Raw genomic sequence first — 16,649 nt, forward strand, 5'->3', positions numbered from 1 at the left:
CCTTTGATTGTCCAATAAAAAAGCGAGGAAATGCTGCGTGTAGCAGCGTCTCCTCGCTTCTTTTTCATGCATTTACTCTTCTTCCCAATTCCACAATTCCACTTGCCCCAGTTGCTCACCGGCCACTACAGCTTCCTCTTCGAGCTTCAATAATTCTTTGACCGGTCCAGTAACCACAGCGCCGTATACCATAAAGCCGTTTTCTTCCATGTACTCATAGCGTTCATTCAAATAACTCAGGCCCAAGAATCTTTCATAATAAGAGGCAGATTTTTCTTCGAGCAAAGTTTCCATATTAGCCATCATCATCTGTTGGCTGTCTTGTATAGTCTCAGAATCAAGCCGGTAGATAGAAGAAAAAGATCGGAAATCATCGGAAGCGCTTTGCCCCCCTGTCAAGCCGAAGAGAGTGTTTACGGATAGATCGTCACCGCCGCCTCCCCAGCCACCTGGCGTGAACGTTTCAAATTCACCCGTATGCAGCGGCATCCACAAAACGTCAATATCATAAGGTTCCAATTGTGTAATCAACTCTTCAGGTGTCATGAAGCGATCTGTTGAAAAGGCTAATTCCGCTACGGTGCCTTCGTGCAGCTTGTTCAGTGTGCCCCAAACGTCGGTCTGGCCGTGAGCTTTCAGTGAATTGCCGTTGCGCGGGTCTTCCGGATAGAAAAAGAAGAAACGATCGAGTTCATCTCTCGAAGGGGTTTGGTACTCTATAGACGACAGGCTGTTTGCTAAGCGCTTCGTCACTTGCGCTTCCCCTACAACCATTTCCTTCTTGCCCACTGTCCTGACCAAAGTATAGGACAGTGCACTGGTCCCTAATGGAGAAATTTCTTCTTCTTCAAACCCAAATGCCCCGCGGACATTGGGCACCGTCCAATCCAAAGCAAGTTTCGTATAGTAGTCATTTTCTTCTGCCACATGCAGCCCATCCGTAATAAATGCCAAAGCGATCATGTAAGCACCGTATAGTAGCACCCCAATCATTAATATACGGAGAATGCGAACGGTTAAAACAAAACGGGATTTCTTTAGTATTTTCTTTTCCAAGGCTTCATTCCATTCTGTCATCATGCCACCCTCTCTGTTGTGCAATGGTCTCCAGTTTTTTTCGTGACCGATGTAACATAACTTTCACTTGATCCACTGATAAATCCATCGCTGTTGCTATTTCAGCATAACTAAATTCCGCCACTTCCCTTAAATAGAGAATCGTCCGGTAATGTTCCGGCAAATAATCGAACAGCATATTCAAGTCGTCCCGTTGCTCTTGCGCCAAAGCTGTATCTTCCGGCAATCCGTATGGGCTGATCATTTCCTCGGCCGGCTTGAATCTATTCACTAATGGAATACTTTCCCTTCTCTTGCGTTTGCGCCATTCATCAATATAAATATTACGCGCCACCTTAAAAAGCCACGCCCGCGCTTGTTCTCCTTGGTAGGTATGAAGTGAAATCGTTGCCCTGACAAATGTTTCTTGGGTCAGATCTTCGGCCAGGTGGGAAGAACCTGATAACTTCCAAAGAAAATAATAAAGGGGTTTTGAATACAGTTTAAAAAGCTGTTCCAGCTGTTGGTTTTTCATCCTATCCCCCTTTATCGATCTCTACTGTTTACACGTTCGCCTTTCAATAATGTTACAGTTTTCTTGAAATAATTTGTAAAAAGAATACTTTCCCTCTTCCTGTAACTGGATAAAATTATTTTATTTCGGCACACAAAATTGTGTTGACTTTTCCAAATAGAGGCGTATATTTTAGCTTGTACAACAGAATCCACCTTTTATATCGCTGAGACAGAATGAATTTCTGTGCGGGGGAACCAATTTGATCGCAACTTGATCTCGGGGTGAATCTTCATTTTGAAGAAGGGGTACTCTCCATCCCTAATCCGACAGCTAACCTCGTAAGCGTAGAAAAGAGAGAAAAGGTCTATCTCAGACCGTTTCTTTGAAATGGTTTTTTTGTGCTCAAATTTAAGGGAAAAGAGTGGAAGAGAAATGGGATGGAACAAGAAGCAGTTCGCAGTGATCGGATTAGGAAGATTCGGGGGCAGCATTTGTAAAGAACTGCATCAAATGGGTCACGATGTACTGGCAATTGACCGCGACGAGAAAAAAGTGTCGGAGTTCGCGGAGTTTTCTTCTCACGCGCTTCAATTGGATTCGACCAATGAAGCTGCATTGAAGCGCTCGGGCATTACCAATTTTGAAAATGTCATCGTCGCAATCGGGGAAGATATCCAATCGAGCATCCTGACGACACTCGTTTTGAAAGATCTCCAAATCCCCAAAGTATGTGTTAAAGCCCAGAACCACTATCACCAGAAAGTGTTGATGAAGATTGGAGTGGAGCAAGTCGTCCAGCCAGAGATTGAAATGGGGAAAAAAATGGCTGAACATCTAGGATCTCAAAAAATCATCGATTCCATCGACCTTTCTGCAGACTATAGCATTACGGAATTAATGGCCACGCCGAAAGTTAACCGGAAGTCTTTGAATGACCTGAAAATCCGCTTGAAATTCGGCGTGACCGTCCTCGCCATTAAACGAGGAGAAAAATTAAATGTCTCCCCGTTGCCAAACGACATCTTGCAGGCGGGAGATGTTTTGACGGTGCTCGGGACAAAGAAAAATATCCACCAATTCGATCAGGCAGGTTTATAACATGAAACGATCCACCTATTTTAAAAAAATTAAAATATCGCCACCCCAAATTCTAACGATGACTTTTCTGGTGGCAATTCTAGTTGGCACTGTCTTATTGTATTTGCCAATCTCCACAGTCGAACCGATTTCATGGATCGATGCGTTATTCACTGCCACGTCTGCGACGACGGTGACCGGCCTAGTCGTTGTCAGTACCGGCAATGATTTCACGATGTTCGGCCAATCGGTCATCATGGTCCTCATGCAGGTCGGCGGGCTCGGCCTCATGACATTCGCTATTTTGATCGTCTTGCTGCTCGGTAAAAAAATTGGCCTGCGGGGACGGATTTTAATCCAGCAGTCGTTCAACCAGTACTCACTAGGCGGGATGATCCGCCTCGTGCAGGTTCTGCTGTTTTTCGCATTCGGCATCGAATTATTGGCTACTGCGATTTTAGCGGTTCGCTGGGTTCCGGAATACGGCTGGACTTATGGAATTTTCACGAGCGCTTTCCACTCCGTTTCCGCATTTAATAATGCCGGATTCTCCCTGTGGGATGACAGCCTGAGTGGCTATGTCGGCGACCCGACAGTCAATATCCTGATCACCCTCTTGTTCATTTCAGGCGGGATCGGCTTTACGGTCTTGTATGATTTGTGGAAAACGAGAAACTTTAAGCAATTGTCCCTCCATTCCAAAGTGATGCTGACGGGAACTTTAGCCGTGAACCTGATTGCGATGCTGTTTTTATTCGTTTCGGAGTACGGCAATATGGAAACCTTGGGCGCTCTGCCGCTCGGGGATAAACTGTGGGCTTCTTATTTCCAGGCGGTTACGCCGCGGACTGCAGGATTCAATTCCATCGATATCGGCAGCATGGAGACCGGTTCGATCGTGCTCATCTCGCTGCTCATGTTCATTGGAGCGGGCAGTGCCTCGACCGGGAGTGGTATCAAGCTTACGACTTTCTTGGTCATTATTTTAGTGACCACTTCTTATTTGAAAGGAAAAAAAGAAGCGGTTATTTTCAACCGTGCGATACCTTCCCACTTGCTGGAACGGTCTCTAGCGATTGTGTTCATCAGTATGGCCGCTGTTTTCGCCGGTATTCTCATTCTGTCCTATACAGAGCAGGCGCCATTCGAATGGATTATTTTTGAAGCGTTCTCCGCTTTCGGGACAGTTGGGCTATCGATGGGCTTGACCGGAGAACTCTCCACCATCGGCAAATTCGTCATCATGGTGCTGATGTTCATCGGCCGAGTCGGCCCTGTGACACTGGCATTCGCATTGGCTCGCCAGCACCGAGAACAAATCAGCCACCCGAAAGGCGATATTTTTACAGGCTGATTTTTATCCATATTAAAAGCAGCATCCATACCTTAGGATGCTGCTTTTTCAATATGCCTAAACTTCAAGTTTACGTCCCAACAACATAATCTTATAACAGCGGCCATTAATTTTTCATGACCCCTTCACTTGAAAGCCGAGCCAATAACTCCATCAACTCTTCAAGTGGCGGTGCATCTTTTTGGTTAAACCAATAACTCAATACCCCTATCATTGCAGACAATGCATATTCCAGTGTGTAGTCTAATTCAAAATCATCTTTTGCGCCTTGTCCTAACATCGCCTCTTTCATTAAAGGCTTCATACTGCGCTTGGTTTTAGCTTGGAACGCTGGGTCTCCATGGTCTCCCAACAATACTGCGAGATACTTGCTATGTTGCATATATACCGTGACTAAAGATTCGAACGGAAAAGTAGAATCCGCAGTGGACAATTGCTGAACAGGGAGTTCCTGCAGCTTCGAGATCAAGCTGTTTTCCAGCTGCTCCAATACATCATAGACATCAGTAAAATATTCATAAAAGGTGGAGCGATTATATCCTGCTTTGACGGTCACTTCCTTCACAGTGATTTTCTCAATTCGTTTCATGCAGTAGATTTCCCAAAAGGCATCCATGAGATTTTGTTTTGTCTGGGTTGTAATCGCTGAGCTCTTGTTCATCTTAGTTCCCCCATTTGGCAAATTAAAAAATCCGACATTCGAGTTAAACTGTCGGTTGATGAAGATACCAGTTCGCCATACACTTATATCATACGACACGTTGTTGGAAAACAAAATAGAATGAGCAGGTGATATTTATGGCGGCAATAGATATTCAACATTTAACGAAGGATTATGGGAATGGGAAAGGAATCTTTGATATCACGCTTCAAATCGAAAAAGGACAAGTATATGGATTTTTAGGTCCTAACGGGGCGGGTAAAACGACAACCATCCGTCATTTACTGGGATTCATCAAACCTCAAATCGGCCAGTCCACTATTTTAAATCTAGACTGCTGGGAGGAGCCCAAAAAAATTCAGCAGCAACTCGGTTATTTACCGGCCGAAATCGTCTTTCCCGAAAACATGACCGGCACGCAGATTATTCAACATACAGCTAAGATGCGCGGGATTCATGATAAGGCAGCGGCTAAACAATTGGCCGAGAGGTTTGACTTGGATCCTTCTGCCCAAATAAAGCGAATGTCTAAAGGAATGAAACAAAAGCTCGGGATTGTCTGTGCTTTCATGCACGACCCTCAAATCCTCATTCTGGATGAACCGACTACTGGACTTGATCCGCTTATGCAATCGGTATTTGTTGAGCTGATTCACGAGGAAAAACGAAAAGGCAAGAGCATCCTTATGTCCTCTCACCTATTTGAAGAAGTCGAGGGCACCTGCGACAGTATTGCGATGATCAAACAAGGAAGATTGATTTCAGTAACCGATGCACAAAGTGTTAAGCAATTGGATAAAACCACTTTTCGCATACACTTCCAGAACCTGCTGGATTTCCAGTCTATCCAGCAGGAAAACTTCCTTATTCGCGAAGCACATCCAGAAACGATGCACATTGTAGTCGACATAGAAAATCTTCAACTGAATGCGCTGCTCCGAGCTCTTGCGGACAGAGAAGTTGCCTCAATACACGAAATCAAACATTCATTGGAAGATTCGTTTATGAACTTTTACCACAAGGGAGTTGATTATCATGTTTAATAGCCGTTTATTTGCCCACTTGGCGAAAACCAACTTCAAAACTTTATTTATCACAGCCGCCGCTCTCTCGGTGCTCATCGGAATCATCATGAGCGTATTTACACCTGAGACAATGACTGATATCGCGCAAGCCAACGAGAATTCACCCGTTAACCCGCTAGGTGACATTTCGACTTTAATCGCTTTTGTTGCCAATCAGTATTTCGGGAATTTCGCCCTCATTTTCGGCATGATTTATGCTGTAATTGTCGGGAACAAGCTAGTAGCCAGCCAGGTGGATAAAGGCAGCATGGCTTATCACCTTTCCACCCCGATCACGAGAACTCAATACACCTTTACGAGCTTTCTCTATATAACCTCTTCCCTAGCGGCAATCTTTGCACTGGTATTTCTCGTTGGGGTTGGAGTGGCAGAGCTCATCCAGCCAGGCGAATTACCTGTTGGGACCTTTTTTATCCTTACCTTAGGTTCGTTATTATTGAATCTCGCGATCAGCGGCATCACTTTCTTCGCCTCCTGTTTATTCAACCGCTCCAGCCAGTCCTTGGCCCTAGGTGGTGGGCTAACGATATTTTTCTTTGCGGCCAATATGCTCGCTGGGATGAACGATAGCTTAGAAATTCTCGAAAACGCAACCATCGTCACGCTCTTCGACTCCGCTGCAATGATTTCAGGAGAAGGGTACGCTATTCAATTATTCATCCTGGCCGGACTCGCCATGGTTATGTCTCTTCTTGGCATAACGGCTTTCAATAAAAAAGACCTGCCCCTATAAGATGGACAGGTCAGGCTTACGGAGTGCCTATGACTGGATAGTTTGCAAGGACGCTTTCCAATTCTTTCAGTAATGGCGGCACAAAGCTTTGATCCGAATCGAATTCGAAAGTGAGTACCGCTCCGGTTCCGACCGGATACTGCGTTTCCACTTTCCACACAATCCGGCCAAGCAGATTTATACGGCCTTGTACGTCAATGACGCCTTCCATTGAAGTTAATTCGACTTTCCTTTTTAACCGCTTGTTCATTTCCTTCAATTGTTTATGAAAATCCCTGAATTCATCTGCCCTCAATTGCGCATCAAAGTGAGCAGAATATCCAGGGATTTTTATTGTTATCATTGTATCCAGCCAGTTAGCATCCCAAAAATCCACTGATTTTGGATAACTTCTTTTTAACACTTCTATTTGCGTCTGAGCTTGTTCCCCTAGTATGTGGACTTTCACTTCAAACAACCTCTTTTCTATATAACACGTTCAACTTCTCAAAAATCCACCCTCCGAATGAATCACTTGCCCGGTAATCCAGCCCCCTTCTTCGCTGGCAAGAAACGCGATCAAGTTCGCCGCATCTTCGGGTTTCCCGATGCGCCCCAAGCCGAACTTCGGCCGTAGGTAATCCCGGATGTCATCGTCCATCCAATTGGTGTCGGTCGGTCCTGGATTGACGGCATTCACGGTGATGCCCAGTTCCGCGAGTTCTGCGGACAAAGAGGAAGTGAATACCGAAATCGCGCCTTTTGTTGCGGCATACGCCAAGTTTCCTGGCATCGGCCCCTGCTCCTGCCCGGAGTTTAAATTGATGATGCGCCCATCGTTTCGGGCAGTTCGCTGAAAGCCTTTCGCGAATTCTGTGGACAATAAAAACGTCGCTCTCATGTTCACTATATAATGATCGTCCAAGATCTTGCCGGTAAGATCCGTGTAGTTGGAATCGATCGAATGCGCAGCGTTATTGATAAGGATATTCGGGAATCCGATGACGCTTTTCACATGCGTTAGGATAGCTGCTTCGGCATCCCGTTGTGCTAAATCAACCTCCAAAAACTCACAGCGCACGCCAAGATCCATGATTTCTGAACGGAAGCGCTCTGGAAAATCCGGCTCTGCTTGCCAGTGGATGAAGAAAATATCCATTTCTTGTTGTGCCAGTTTCCGGCACACAGCCGCGCCGATACCGGTGTGGTTGCTGACGCCGGTGATTAATGCAATGTTTTTGGATTTTGCCATGCTGATAGCCTCCTTTTGTATAGCTTATTAAAGCAGCTTTGCCATAAAATACTCATCCACATAGCAATCATTGATGAAAAGCGAATCCCGTTTCACGCCTTCAATTTCGAACCCCATCTTCTGATATAAAGTAACTGCTGATGCATTTTCTGCTATTACTGTCAGTTCCAAACGATGGAGATCGACGGATTTTGCCCAAGTGATGACATGGGAAAATAAAGCCACGCCTGTACCACGGCTATCGCTATGGACACCTACCACAATATAAGCGCGGTGTGAAATTCGCTGGGGATTTTCATTTTGGACAATTAGGTATCCTAGAACTTGATGTTCTTCGCACGCAATAAAAACACCTGATTTTTCTTTGGCACTCAACACATCGATGAACTTTGCGAACGATTCGGGTAAAATTTGCCGCTCGCCTGGATTGAACATCATGTATCCTGAATTCTCAGCGTTTTTGATGACCTGCACGATTTGATCTGCGTCATGGCTTTCAGCTTTTCGAATTTCAATCATTGTTACACTCCTATCCTGTTAAAAAGCGTTCCAAGTTCATTTAGCTCCATTATTTCCGAGGAAATAATCAGTGCATAAATATATACCGCCTTCGCTACTCTAGAATCGATTCCATGTTTCAATATCGCGAACTACTTCTTGATTTCAAATTCTGCCGCTAAAGCGATCTCTTCCACTCCTTCATTAATATAAAAGGTTTTGACGATCCGATATGTTCCGGCCGTCAAATCGTAGTCCAAAAATTCAAGTGGCATCTCCTGCTCCAAGCTCTCTCCCGCCCCCAAACCTAAACCAATGTCCGTGAAAGCAAATTGCTCTCTGTAAGGAACTTCATACCATGTGTCTTCTTGTAATTTTTCCAAGCTTCGATGCTCACCGAACCCGACATTACTTGAACCCGAGTTGGAAATGATTAATATTATCTCATCGACAGGAAGAGTGTAATTTTCTTCATCGCTTTGCATTGAAACTGCAGTTTCTCCATTAATGAAGGTAGTTGGCAAATTTTCATGGGAGGAAGTATTTTCTAGAACTTCTTTCTTTTGATTTGTTTCAAATAATGAACAGGCTGACAGCAATAAAAGCGAAGTTAATAAAATACTCGTTAAATTTTTTCCAGTCACCATATCTTCCTTTCAACGATTATTAATTAACTAAATTCTACCATTTATTGAATACAATAGAATCCTGTTTTTCAAACCTTCTTCGATACTCTTTGGCTTAAATATATTACCCAGCAAAAAAGCACGAAAGAGAATCTTCTCTTTCGCACTTTCATCTTATAGAGCCGCTTTTACCGTTTTTCTGTAATAACCAACTGCTAAGACAGCGAAAACCAGATAAATCAACGCATAGACACCCATCGCAACCGACGCAGGGAACAAGATATCCGTCCGGAACAGGAATGATGCGGCTTGAATGGCGAAGATGGAGTGCGCCAAGCCAATGGCCAGTGGAAGCCCGAAAACAAAGGCCTGTTTGCGGACGATGCCGCGCATGATGTCTTTGACCGTGAAGCCGAGCTGGCGCAATGTCGCGTAGCTTTGTTTTTCCTGTTCGGCTTCGGTCATTTGCTTGAAGTACAGAATGCTTCCGGTCGAAATGAGGAACACCAGCCCTAAAAATCCAGCGATGAATATGAGCAATCCATTCGACTGGACAGACTCTTCATAAGACGAGTAATAATCGACGTGAAGATCCGAAGTTTTGTACTTGTCCTGCTGGTAAATGGCAGATGCCGCGGCCATATCCTGTTCCGCAATATGGAATCCGTCCATTTGCTGAAGTGCCGTCTCACCTGACTCACCGGCCAGCTGTTCTTTCAGCGTTTGGTAGGTTTCTTCGTTCACCACAATTTGGCTTGTGAAGAAGGACCAATTGAGCACATTGTATTGGGCGATTTCCGTAACGGACAAAGTGGTTGGCACTTCGTCTTGGAAGGTGAGGTCGAACGGCAAATCCACCGAATTGAAAAGCGTCGAGACCGATACGTCATGGAAGCTCGCTTCGCCGTTTTCCGGCGCGCTGACATCGATCCCAGCCTGCTGCAATTGTTCGCTGCTGAGCACAGCGATGTCTGTTGCCCGCTCTAAAAACGGAGCTGGCTTTTCTTCGAATTCAGCGGGTACGACAAAAGTTTCTACTGCTTCGCGTTGATAGGAAATCCCGTTGCTCTCGAGTTCCTCGCTGATTTCATCCGCCAGGCCGGCTTCATTTTCAAACATCAAATCAAACGGCATGATCGCCTGTGTTTCACGCTCTGTCGAATAGTACATGGAATAAGCTGCCGCGGTCATCGTCAAGGTCATCGCCGACAGCACGGTGATGATGGTCAGTGAATTGGCATTGCTTTTCATGCGGTGCATGAGCGGTGCCAAAGACAAGCTGTTTTCCAGTCCGAGGTGGCCGTTTTTACTGCGGCGGATGCGGTACAGCAGCCAACTGATCGTCACTCGGAATATTAAATAAGTACCGAGGATGACAGTAGCCAATACCGCCAGCATGTTAAAGAACAGCATTTCGTTTAACATGCGTCCCGACAGCCAATAACCAAATGCGATGAGCCCGATGCCAAGCAATGCCAAAACAGCGGAAATGGCGGTCTTCGGCTTGCGGGGGTGCTGCCCTTGCTTTTCGGAATTGAATAAAGACAGCAAGGAATTGCGGTACACCGTAAACACCATCTGGATGGTCGTCAACACGAAAATAGCGATGAAGACAAAGAAGGTTTGTGTGACCGCCGCTGTAGAGAACGATACTTCAATAAACGCCTCGTAGCCGATCAGCTTCATGAGCAGCAATAAAAAGACGCGGGAAACGAGCATGCCGACAGCAATCCCGACAATCAGCGCCATGATGCCAAGAAGCATGTTCTCGAGGATCAATAGCCTGGCGACGGCGCGCTTAGTCAGCCCGATCAATTGGTATAAGCCGATTTCCCGGCTTCTTCTTTTCAAGAAAATGGCATTGGCGTAGACGATAAAAATGCCGGCGATCACGATCAGCAAAATTCCAGCCACCTGGAATGCGGTGCCCATCGTTCCTGTGCCTTGTTCGGCGACTGCCGCGTCGTGCTGCAAGGTCGCGAACACGAAATACAGCACGACACTGAGGATCAATGCGAAAAAGTACAGGTAATAATGCTTGATGTTTTTACGCATGCTGCGTTTGACGAGATCAAAGAGCGTCAACGCTGTCACCCCCGAGCACAGCCTGCACATTCAGGATTTCCTGGAAAAAGGCTTGTCTCGTTTTGTCTCCCTTATACAGCTCCGAATAGACATTGCCGTCTTTGAGAAAAACGACGCGGCTGCAATAACTCGACGCGAGCGGATCGTGTGTCACCATCATGATGGTCACGCCTTGCTGCTTGTTGACGTCTGCCATCGTCCCGAGAAGCGATGAGGCGGATTTCGAATCGAGTGCGCCTGTCGGTTCGTCGGCAAACACAAGTGACGGCTGGTTGATAAGCGCGCGGGCTGCTGAGGTACGCTGCTTTTGCCCGCCTGAAATTTCATGCGGATATTTATCTGCGAGCGCTTCAATATCGAGGATTTTTGCAATCGACTGGAACTGGGCCTCCGCCGCTTGTTTCTTCATCTTCCCGAGCGATACCGGAAGCAAAATGTTTTCTTTTACCGTCAATGTATCGAGCAAATTATAATCCTGGAAAATGAAGCCGAGTTGGTTTCTGCGAAAAGCGGACAGCTCAGCATCTTTCATCTTGGAAATATCGGCGCCGTCGATCAAGATGGTGCCTTCAGTCGCCCGGTCGATGGTGGCGAGAACGTTGAGCAAAGTCGTCTTGCCTGCTCCCGACGCGCCCATGATGCCGACAAATTCCCCTTCCGCCACACGCAGGTCGATGCCTTTCAGCACTTGCTGGACATTGCCTCGCGCACCGAAAGATTTCCGGACATCGTGCGCTTGCAACACGGTTTGCTTGCTTGTTTTTTGTGTGATTGTTTTATTTTCTGTCGTCATGTGATAGCCTCCCTGTAAACTTCTCCCCTTATCTTACTGCGCAACAATGGCCGGGTCGTTTGATTTGGGTGACAAACCGGGAGGCCAATGTGACGATGATGTCACTTACGGATATGATCAAAGTCGTTTTCCAGCGGGAACGCTATTTCTATCGTGGTCCCGTGTTCCGTCCGGGAATCTGCTGTGAGCGTGATGCCGATTTTATCCGACACCGTTTTTGCCAAATAAAGCCCGAGCCCTGTCGCTGCGTTATGGAGCCGCCCTGTGCCGCCCGTAAAGCCTTTGTCAAAAATGCGTGGCAAGTCGTGTTCCGGTATCCCTGGCCCCTCGTCTTGAACGGATAAGATGCTGTGGCCCGTGCTGTCTATGTGCGCTGAAATATGGATTGTGCCGCCTTGCGGGCTGTACTTCACTGCGTTCGATAAAATTTGGCGCAAGACGAATCGGCCCCATTTCTTATCGCTCATGACGGTTTTGTCCAACCCGTCCAATTCAATTTCCAGATCCTTTTCCCTGCACCAAGCCATCAATTCACGGACTTCAGGAGCTACTATGTCTTTTAATATTACCTTATCCACTGCATAATCGGCTTCTAAAGAAGACAGCCGCGATATGTATAATTGCTGGTCGATCAGTAAGAACAGGCGCAGCCATTCCGCTTCGATCCGCTGCATGCCGGGGGCTGAGCGATTCGAGTCGATCAACAGGCGAATCGCTGTCAGCGGTGCTTTTGCTTCGTGTACCCAAGCGGCAGTGTAATCCCCTTGGATGAGGTTCTGCTGGCGCAATTCATTTAATTGGGCGGCCATTGTTGCGGCGGCTGTCTGCAGCACTTCGTTCATCTGCTCATCGCGCTTGAACTTCGCTTCAGGCAACAGCTCATGCCAATCGGCTGCTGCTTCGCCTTCCAAACGCACCAGTTGCCGGCTATAGGCCGTTTCTCTTCTGTAGCGCCAGATGACGAACACCATCAGCGCAATAAGCAGCAAGGCATTCATATACAGCAGCGAAGAAAATTCAACCGCAAGGCCTGCATCAAGCCAAAGAAGTGCATCCGCAGCTCCCAACGCCGCAATAAAAAAGAAGATCCAGCTTTTTATGTCGTTCACATAAGCCCAAAACATCGAATCCCTCTTTTCTATAAAGTGACGGCCACGTAGCCCAAGCCTTTTTTTGTCAAAATGGCATCGCCGAGTCCCAAATCCGCCAGTTTTTGACGCAGCCGCGTAATGTTGACGGTCAAGGTGTTGTCGTTGACGAACCGCTCGTCGTCCCATAGCTTGCGGATGATCTCATCAAGGGAAACGATTTCATCTTTCGCTTCGACGAGGACCGTTAAAATGAAAAATTCATTTTTCGTCAGTTCAGCTTCCTTGCCGCCGAGCCGGATGATGCCGCGCTTTAAATCAATCATGGCCCCGTTCCATTCCAATACGTCAGAAGTTTCTTCGCCGTATGAATAAACCCGTCTCAACGTCGCCTGGATTTTCGCCAGCAACACATCCGAATGAAACGGCTTTTGGACATAATCATCTGCACCCATCTGCATCGACATGACCATGTCCATCGGGTGGTCGCGCGAAGACAGGAAAATAATCGGCACTTTCGAAATCGCCCGGATTTCACGACACCAATGAAAGCCGTCATACACCGGCAACTGGATGTCCATGATGACCAATTGCGGCTGCTCAGTCATAAAACTGCCCAGGACATCGTCGAAAGATCCGGGACCGACCACTTGCATCCCCCATTTGCCCAAGCTTTCCTTCAACGATTGGAAAATCGCCTGATCGTCTTCCACGATAAAAATCTTCATGTCCATTTCGGCACTTCCTTTCGTTCCGGTTGTTTTCTCCATTCTAATGGAAATTCGAATGGACAGGAAATGAGAACGTGCAATAGGATGAGCATGATGAAATACGGTGATTTTTCCTAACCTTTTAATTCTCTCCATTAGAAAAGGCCGGAAATGCGATTCATTTCCCGGCTTTTACTGTCAGATTTTCTCAAAAAGCTATGAAACAAGGTGTTTATCCACACACTAACCATACGTTATCCTTTGATTTTTACGTTTCTGCATCTTTTTGTGACAACGATCCGATGACTTTGTAGTAAATTTCCATTTGCTCATTCGTCTCAATCGTCCGGACTTTTTCCAATTGAATCTCCAGGTCTTCCAAATGTTCAAACATGCGGGTTCCTGTCCCGAGCAGCAGCGGGGCGAATGCAATTTGCAATTCGTCCACCAGATTCACACGCAATGCTTGCTGGCCCACATCGGCACCGAGGACGACCACATCCTGCACCCTTGCGGCTTCTTTTGCCATGCGGACTGCGGATTCGATGCCATCGGTCACGAACGTAATGCTTAAATTCTTGTTTTCTTTTGGATGCTTGGCCGGCGGATGATGCGTCAAGACAAAAATAGGCACCTGGAATTCGTAATTGTCAGCGTAGGCATCCGGGTCGTCGGTCATGTCGTAAGTTCGGCGGCCCATCACTACCGCGCCTGTTTTCGCCATCACCTCATTAATTTCATCATTGGGCTTGAAGCTTTCGTAAAGCTTATCGAGTTTTCCATGCCGGTCGCTGATAAAGCCATCGAGTGAGGCGATCATTCCAAAACAGACTTTTGTCATACTTTTCCCTCCTTTTCTTCTTTCCTTGTAATTCGGTTATCTTCGTTACTCTATTCCACTTCGCCCTACCTTTTCCTTCTACAAAAGATTTTGTTCAAAACAAAAGAGGCAAACTTCGATCGAAGTTTGCCTCTTGATAAATTCAATGGAAATCACAATCAACTAAATTCCTTTCGCCTCGAACCGTTTTAAATCATTACGATGTCCCATAGCAACCAGCACATCGTTCAACTTTACCTGATCGTCCGGCATCGGCGCGACGTTCACTTCATCTCCTCGCTTGATGGCGAGAATCGTGCATTGGTATCGCGCCCGGATGTCCAGTTCGAGCAAACTTTGATCCATCAATTTCTCTGAAGCCACCAATTCCACGATGCTATAGTCTTCCGATAAATCGATGTAATCTACGACTTTCTCCGAGTCCATATGATGCGCAATGCGGATACCCATCTCTTTTTCTGGCTGGATGACACGGTCCGCCCCCACTTTTTCAAGGATCATCTGGTGCTGCAAGTCTTTCGCTTTAACCCATACGAGCGGGATGCCGATTTCCTTAAGCATCAATGTGCACAGTACGCTCGTCTGCATATTCTCGCCGATCGCCACGACCGCGTGTTCAAAATTCCGCACCCCAAGTTCCCTCAAGCTCGCTTCGTCTGTCGCATTCGCCACGGCGGCATGGGAAGAGTAATTCCGCATTAAGTCTACGCGTTCCGGCGATGAATCGATTGCCATCACATCATGCCCTAGCTTGAACAATTCTTTGCATATGCTGCTGCCAAATCTCCCAAGGCCGATTACGATAAATTGCTTTTTCAAGTCATTTCCTCATTTCTATAATCCTTAAAAAAAGATCCACTCTAAAGCTTATTGCACTAGTGATGGACCTTCGTTTAATTCCGTATCAGCCTCTATATCATTTACCGGCTTTAATGGTTCAATTGACTAAAATCTACATCTGTTGAGTATTGTTGTCAATATTAACAATAGAAAGTTTTTTCCGTTTTCATCCTTACCGATTAGAAAAAAGACTCTTTCCCACAATGCGCAGCGCAGGATAAGAGTCTTCTATTATAAAGTCTGACATATTAACAATAATAGATAAAAACTTAATTTAATTAGTAATATTATTCCATTTTATAAAAATATTTAGCTACATGTCTTCTCACTATGAAGTTGGCACCTTTGCGTTCGCTTCCTGCACCTGATTTTGCCGTTCACACACTCAATCAAATAGAACATCAGGCGTTTATCCCCGCTGAACTGCTGCGGATTTTCCCACAATCGTTGAAACACCTCTGTTAGGACGTTTTCGCACACCGCGTGGTCGTTAAATTCCCGATAACAGACTTTCCATAACAATAAATAGTATTCATCATATATCAATTCCAAGGCGGCTTTGTCTCTAAACTTCAGTCTTTCCAACAATTGTCCATCCGTAGTCATTTAGCACCTCTCTCTTCTTATTCAAAATACCCATTAAAAGAGAAATAAAACCCTATATTCATTATAATATTAGGATAATTAATTAGGCACCTATAACAAAAAGGACCGGCACTGATTAGACAGTGCCGATCCTTCTCTCCTATTACTCTCTTATGACTGGGCAGGATTCCCCAAACCTTTGTGAATCGTCACCTGATGTGGGAAAGGAATTTCGATATCATGAGCATCGAGTGCTTCCTTAATGGATTTGCGCAGCTCGCGTTCCACTCCCCATTGCTCTCCGCTTTTCGCCTTGGCAATAATGCGCAGGGTGACATCTGATGCACCAAACGCCTGAACGCCGATGACATCCGGTCCTTCAACGATGGCAGCATTGTCTTTCCCAACTTTTTCGCATACTGTTTTCAGCACGGCCATCGCTTCGTCGATGTTTTCGTCGTAAGACACGCCAATATCCACGAGTGCCCGCATATTTCCGCGCGAATGGTTGCTGACGGTCGTAATATCGCGGTTTGGAATGAAATTCAAGGTACCGTCGAAGCTGCGGATTTGCGTCGTCCGCAACCCGACTGATTCGACCACGCCGTCAATGGCACCGACCGTTACATAATCGTTAACGTCAATCTGTTTCTCCAGCAATAGGAAGAAGCCGGTGACCACATCGCTGACGAGACCTTGTGCGCCAAAACCGATCGCGAGGCCGACGATTCCCGCACCGGCGATGAGGCTCGCCACGGAAAGCCCGAACAAGCCAAACAAAGTCGCGACCAAAATAAAGATCAAAACATACGAGAAGACATTTTCCGACAACGCGCGCAGCGTCAAGGCGCGGCCATTGGTCACGTCGC

General features: G+C 46.3%; 19 protein-coding genes and 1 riboswitch. Of the genes, 4 read left to right on the forward strand and 15 right to left on the reverse strand.

The window, feature by feature from the left end:
• Nucleotides 1–72: 72 nt before the first annotated feature.
• Nucleotides 73–1,077, reverse strand: a complete 1,005-nt coding sequence (locus ON064_RS04895) for an anti-sigma factor (protein ID WP_274623871.1) — start codon at nucleotides 1,075–1,077, stop codon at nucleotides 73–75.
• Entirely contained in the window at nucleotides 1,061–1,591 is a 531-nt protein-coding gene (locus ON064_RS04900) for a sigma-70 family RNA polymerase sigma factor (RefSeq protein WP_274623872.1), read from the reverse strand. The genes ON064_RS04895 and ON064_RS04900 overlap by 17 nt, the downstream gene beginning before the upstream one ends.
• A 193-nt stretch (nucleotides 1,592–1,784) precedes the next feature.
• A riboswitch (cyclic di-AMP (ydaO/yuaA leader) is annotated at nucleotides 1,785–1,933 on the forward strand.
• 72 nt (nucleotides 1,934–2,005) lie between these two features.
• Here ON064_RS04900 and ON064_RS04905 point away from each other — a divergent pair.
• Nucleotides 2,006–2,671, forward strand: a complete 666-nt coding sequence (locus ON064_RS04905; protein ID WP_274623873.1) for a potassium channel family protein — start codon at nucleotides 2,006–2,008, stop codon at nucleotides 2,669–2,671.
• 1 nt (nucleotide 2,672) lies between these two features.
• Nucleotides 2,673–4,004 (forward strand): TrkH family potassium uptake protein, encoded by a 1,332-nt coding sequence (locus ON064_RS04910; RefSeq protein ID WP_274623874.1) that lies wholly within the window; start codon nucleotides 2,673–2,675, stop codon nucleotides 4,002–4,004.
• Between the two features lie 106 nt (nucleotides 4,005–4,110).
• Here ON064_RS04910 and ON064_RS04915 read toward each other — a convergent pair whose 3' ends face one another.
• Nucleotides 4,111–4,665 (reverse strand): TetR/AcrR family transcriptional regulator, encoded by a 555-nt coding sequence (locus tag ON064_RS04915; protein WP_274623875.1) that lies wholly within the window; start codon nucleotides 4,663–4,665, stop codon nucleotides 4,111–4,113.
• A gap of 137 nt (nucleotides 4,666–4,802) precedes the next feature.
• Here ON064_RS04915 and ON064_RS04920 point away from each other — a divergent pair, with 137 nt between their 5' ends.
• Both ON064_RS04920 and ON064_RS04925 read left to right on the forward strand, forming a co-directional pair.
• On the forward strand, nucleotides 4,803–5,708 hold the full coding sequence (locus ON064_RS04920; protein ID WP_274623876.1) for an ABC transporter ATP-binding protein: 906 nt from the start codon (nucleotides 4,803–4,805) through the stop codon (nucleotides 5,706–5,708).
• Nucleotides 5,701–6,483: an ABC transporter permease subunit gene (locus ON064_RS04925; RefSeq protein WP_274623877.1), complete on the forward strand. Its 783-nt coding sequence runs from the start codon at nucleotides 5,701–5,703 to the stop codon at nucleotides 6,481–6,483. Before ON064_RS04920 ends, ON064_RS04925 begins: the two co-directional genes overlap by 8 nt.
• A 16-nt stretch (nucleotides 6,484–6,499) precedes the next feature.
• Here ON064_RS04925 and ON064_RS04930 read toward each other — a convergent pair whose 3' ends face one another.
• The 12 genes from ON064_RS04930 to ON064_RS04980 all read right to left on the reverse strand — a co-directional run.
• Entirely contained in the window at nucleotides 6,500–6,931 is a 432-nt protein-coding gene (locus ON064_RS04930) for a WapI family immunity protein (protein WP_274623878.1), read from the reverse strand.
• A gap of 30 nt (nucleotides 6,932–6,961) precedes the next feature.
• Nucleotides 6,962–7,714, reverse strand: a complete 753-nt coding sequence (locus tag ON064_RS04935) for an SDR family oxidoreductase (protein WP_274623879.1) — start codon at nucleotides 7,712–7,714, stop codon at nucleotides 6,962–6,964.
• A 27-nt stretch (nucleotides 7,715–7,741) separates the two neighbouring features.
• Entirely contained in the window at nucleotides 7,742–8,233 is a 492-nt protein-coding gene (locus tag ON064_RS04940; protein WP_274623880.1) for a GNAT family N-acetyltransferase, read from the reverse strand.
• A gap of 131 nt (nucleotides 8,234–8,364) precedes the next feature.
• A complete protein-coding gene (locus ON064_RS04945; protein ID WP_274623881.1) occupies nucleotides 8,365–8,859 on the reverse strand; it encodes an immunoglobulin-like domain-containing protein in 495 nt (164 codons plus the stop codon).
• Nucleotides 8,860–9,012: 153 nt separating this feature from the next.
• Complete coding sequence (locus ON064_RS04950) at nucleotides 9,013–10,932, reverse strand: FtsX-like permease family protein (protein WP_274623882.1); 1,920 nt, start codon at nucleotides 10,930–10,932, stop codon at nucleotides 9,013–9,015.
• Nucleotides 10,910–11,716, reverse strand: coding sequence for an ABC transporter ATP-binding protein (locus ON064_RS04955; protein ID WP_274623883.1), 807 nt, complete (start codon nucleotides 11,714–11,716; stop codon nucleotides 10,910–10,912). The genes ON064_RS04950 and ON064_RS04955 overlap by 23 nt, the downstream gene beginning before the upstream one ends.
• A gap of 101 nt (nucleotides 11,717–11,817) precedes the next feature.
• The gene (locus tag ON064_RS04960) at nucleotides 11,818–12,840 is read right to left on the reverse strand and encodes a sensor histidine kinase (protein WP_274623884.1); all 1,023 of its coding nucleotides are present in this window, start codon (nucleotides 12,838–12,840) and stop codon (nucleotides 11,818–11,820) included.
• A gap of 14 nt (nucleotides 12,841–12,854) precedes the next feature.
• Nucleotides 12,855–13,538: a response regulator transcription factor gene (locus tag ON064_RS04965; protein WP_274623885.1), complete on the reverse strand. Its 684-nt coding sequence runs from the start codon at nucleotides 13,536–13,538 to the stop codon at nucleotides 12,855–12,857.
• Nucleotides 13,539–13,782: 244 nt separating this feature from the next.
• Nucleotides 13,783–14,355: a dihydrofolate reductase family protein gene (locus tag ON064_RS04970; protein ID WP_274623886.1), complete on the reverse strand. Its 573-nt coding sequence runs from the start codon at nucleotides 14,353–14,355 to the stop codon at nucleotides 13,783–13,785.
• Nucleotides 14,356–14,517: 162 nt separating this feature from the next.
• Nucleotides 14,518–15,174 (reverse strand): potassium channel family protein, encoded by a 657-nt coding sequence (locus ON064_RS04975; RefSeq protein ID WP_274623887.1) that lies wholly within the window; start codon nucleotides 15,172–15,174, stop codon nucleotides 14,518–14,520.
• A 330-nt stretch (nucleotides 15,175–15,504) separates the two neighbouring features.
• A complete protein-coding gene (locus ON064_RS18440; protein WP_407951592.1) occupies nucleotides 15,505–15,801 on the reverse strand; it encodes an RNA polymerase sigma factor in 297 nt (98 codons plus the stop codon).
• Nucleotides 15,802–15,951: 150 nt separating this feature from the next.
• Nucleotides 15,952–16,649: mechanosensitive ion channel family protein (locus ON064_RS04980; protein WP_274623888.1), on the reverse strand; the 698-nt coding region annotated here is incomplete at its 5' end.

Origin of the sequence: Planococcus sp. A6 (genome assembly GCF_028823615.1) — a bacterium.
In the GTDB taxonomy this organism is placed as follows: Bacteria; Bacillota; Bacilli; order Bacillales_A; family Planococcaceae; genus Planococcus.

Excerpts from the sequence above, each read along its gene's own strand:
- ON064_RS04895 (WP_274623871.1), bottom strand. The coding sequence starts at position 1,077 with ATGACAGAATGGAATGAAGCCTTGGAAAAGAAAATACTAAAGAAATCC.
- ON064_RS04900 (WP_274623872.1), bottom strand. The coding sequence starts at position 1,591 with ATGAAAAACCAACAGCTGGAACAGCTTTTTAAACTGTATTCAAAACCC.
- ON064_RS04905 (WP_274623873.1), top strand. The coding sequence starts at position 2,006 with ATGGGATGGAACAAGAAGCAGTTCGCAGTGATCGGATTAGGAAGATTC.
- ON064_RS04910 (WP_274623874.1), top strand. The coding sequence starts at position 2,673 with ATGAAACGATCCACCTATTTTAAAAAAATTAAAATATCGCCACCCCAA.
- ON064_RS04915 (WP_274623875.1), bottom strand. The coding sequence starts at position 4,665 with ATGAACAAGAGCTCAGCGATTACAACCCAGACAAAACAAAATCTCATG.
- ON064_RS04920 (WP_274623876.1), top strand. The coding sequence starts at position 4,803 with ATGGCGGCAATAGATATTCAACATTTAACGAAGGATTATGGGAATGGG.
- ON064_RS04925 (WP_274623877.1), top strand. The coding sequence starts at position 5,701 with ATGTTTAATAGCCGTTTATTTGCCCACTTGGCGAAAACCAACTTCAAA.
- ON064_RS04935 (WP_274623879.1), bottom strand. The coding sequence starts at position 7,714 with ATGGCAAAATCCAAAAACATTGCATTAATCACCGGCGTCAGCAACCAC.
- ON064_RS04940 (WP_274623880.1), bottom strand. The coding sequence starts at position 8,233 with ATGATTGAAATTCGAAAAGCTGAAAGCCATGACGCAGATCAAATCGTG.
- ON064_RS04945 (WP_274623881.1), bottom strand. The coding sequence starts at position 8,859 with ATGGTGACTGGAAAAAATTTAACGAGTATTTTATTAACTTCGCTTTTA.
- ON064_RS04955 (WP_274623883.1), bottom strand. The coding sequence starts at position 11,716 with ATGACGACAGAAAATAAAACAATCACACAAAAAACAAGCAAGCAAACC.
- ON064_RS04960 (WP_274623884.1), bottom strand. The coding sequence starts at position 12,840 with ATGTTTTGGGCTTATGTGAACGACATAAAAAGCTGGATCTTCTTTTTT.
- ON064_RS04965 (WP_274623885.1), bottom strand. The coding sequence starts at position 13,538 with ATGGACATGAAGATTTTTATCGTGGAAGACGATCAGGCGATTTTCCAA.
- ON064_RS04970 (WP_274623886.1), bottom strand. The coding sequence starts at position 14,355 with ATGACAAAAGTCTGTTTTGGAATGATCGCCTCACTCGATGGCTTTATC.
- ON064_RS18440 (WP_407951592.1), bottom strand. The coding sequence starts at position 15,801 with ATGACTACGGATGGACAATTGTTGGAAAGACTGAAGTTTAGAGACAAA.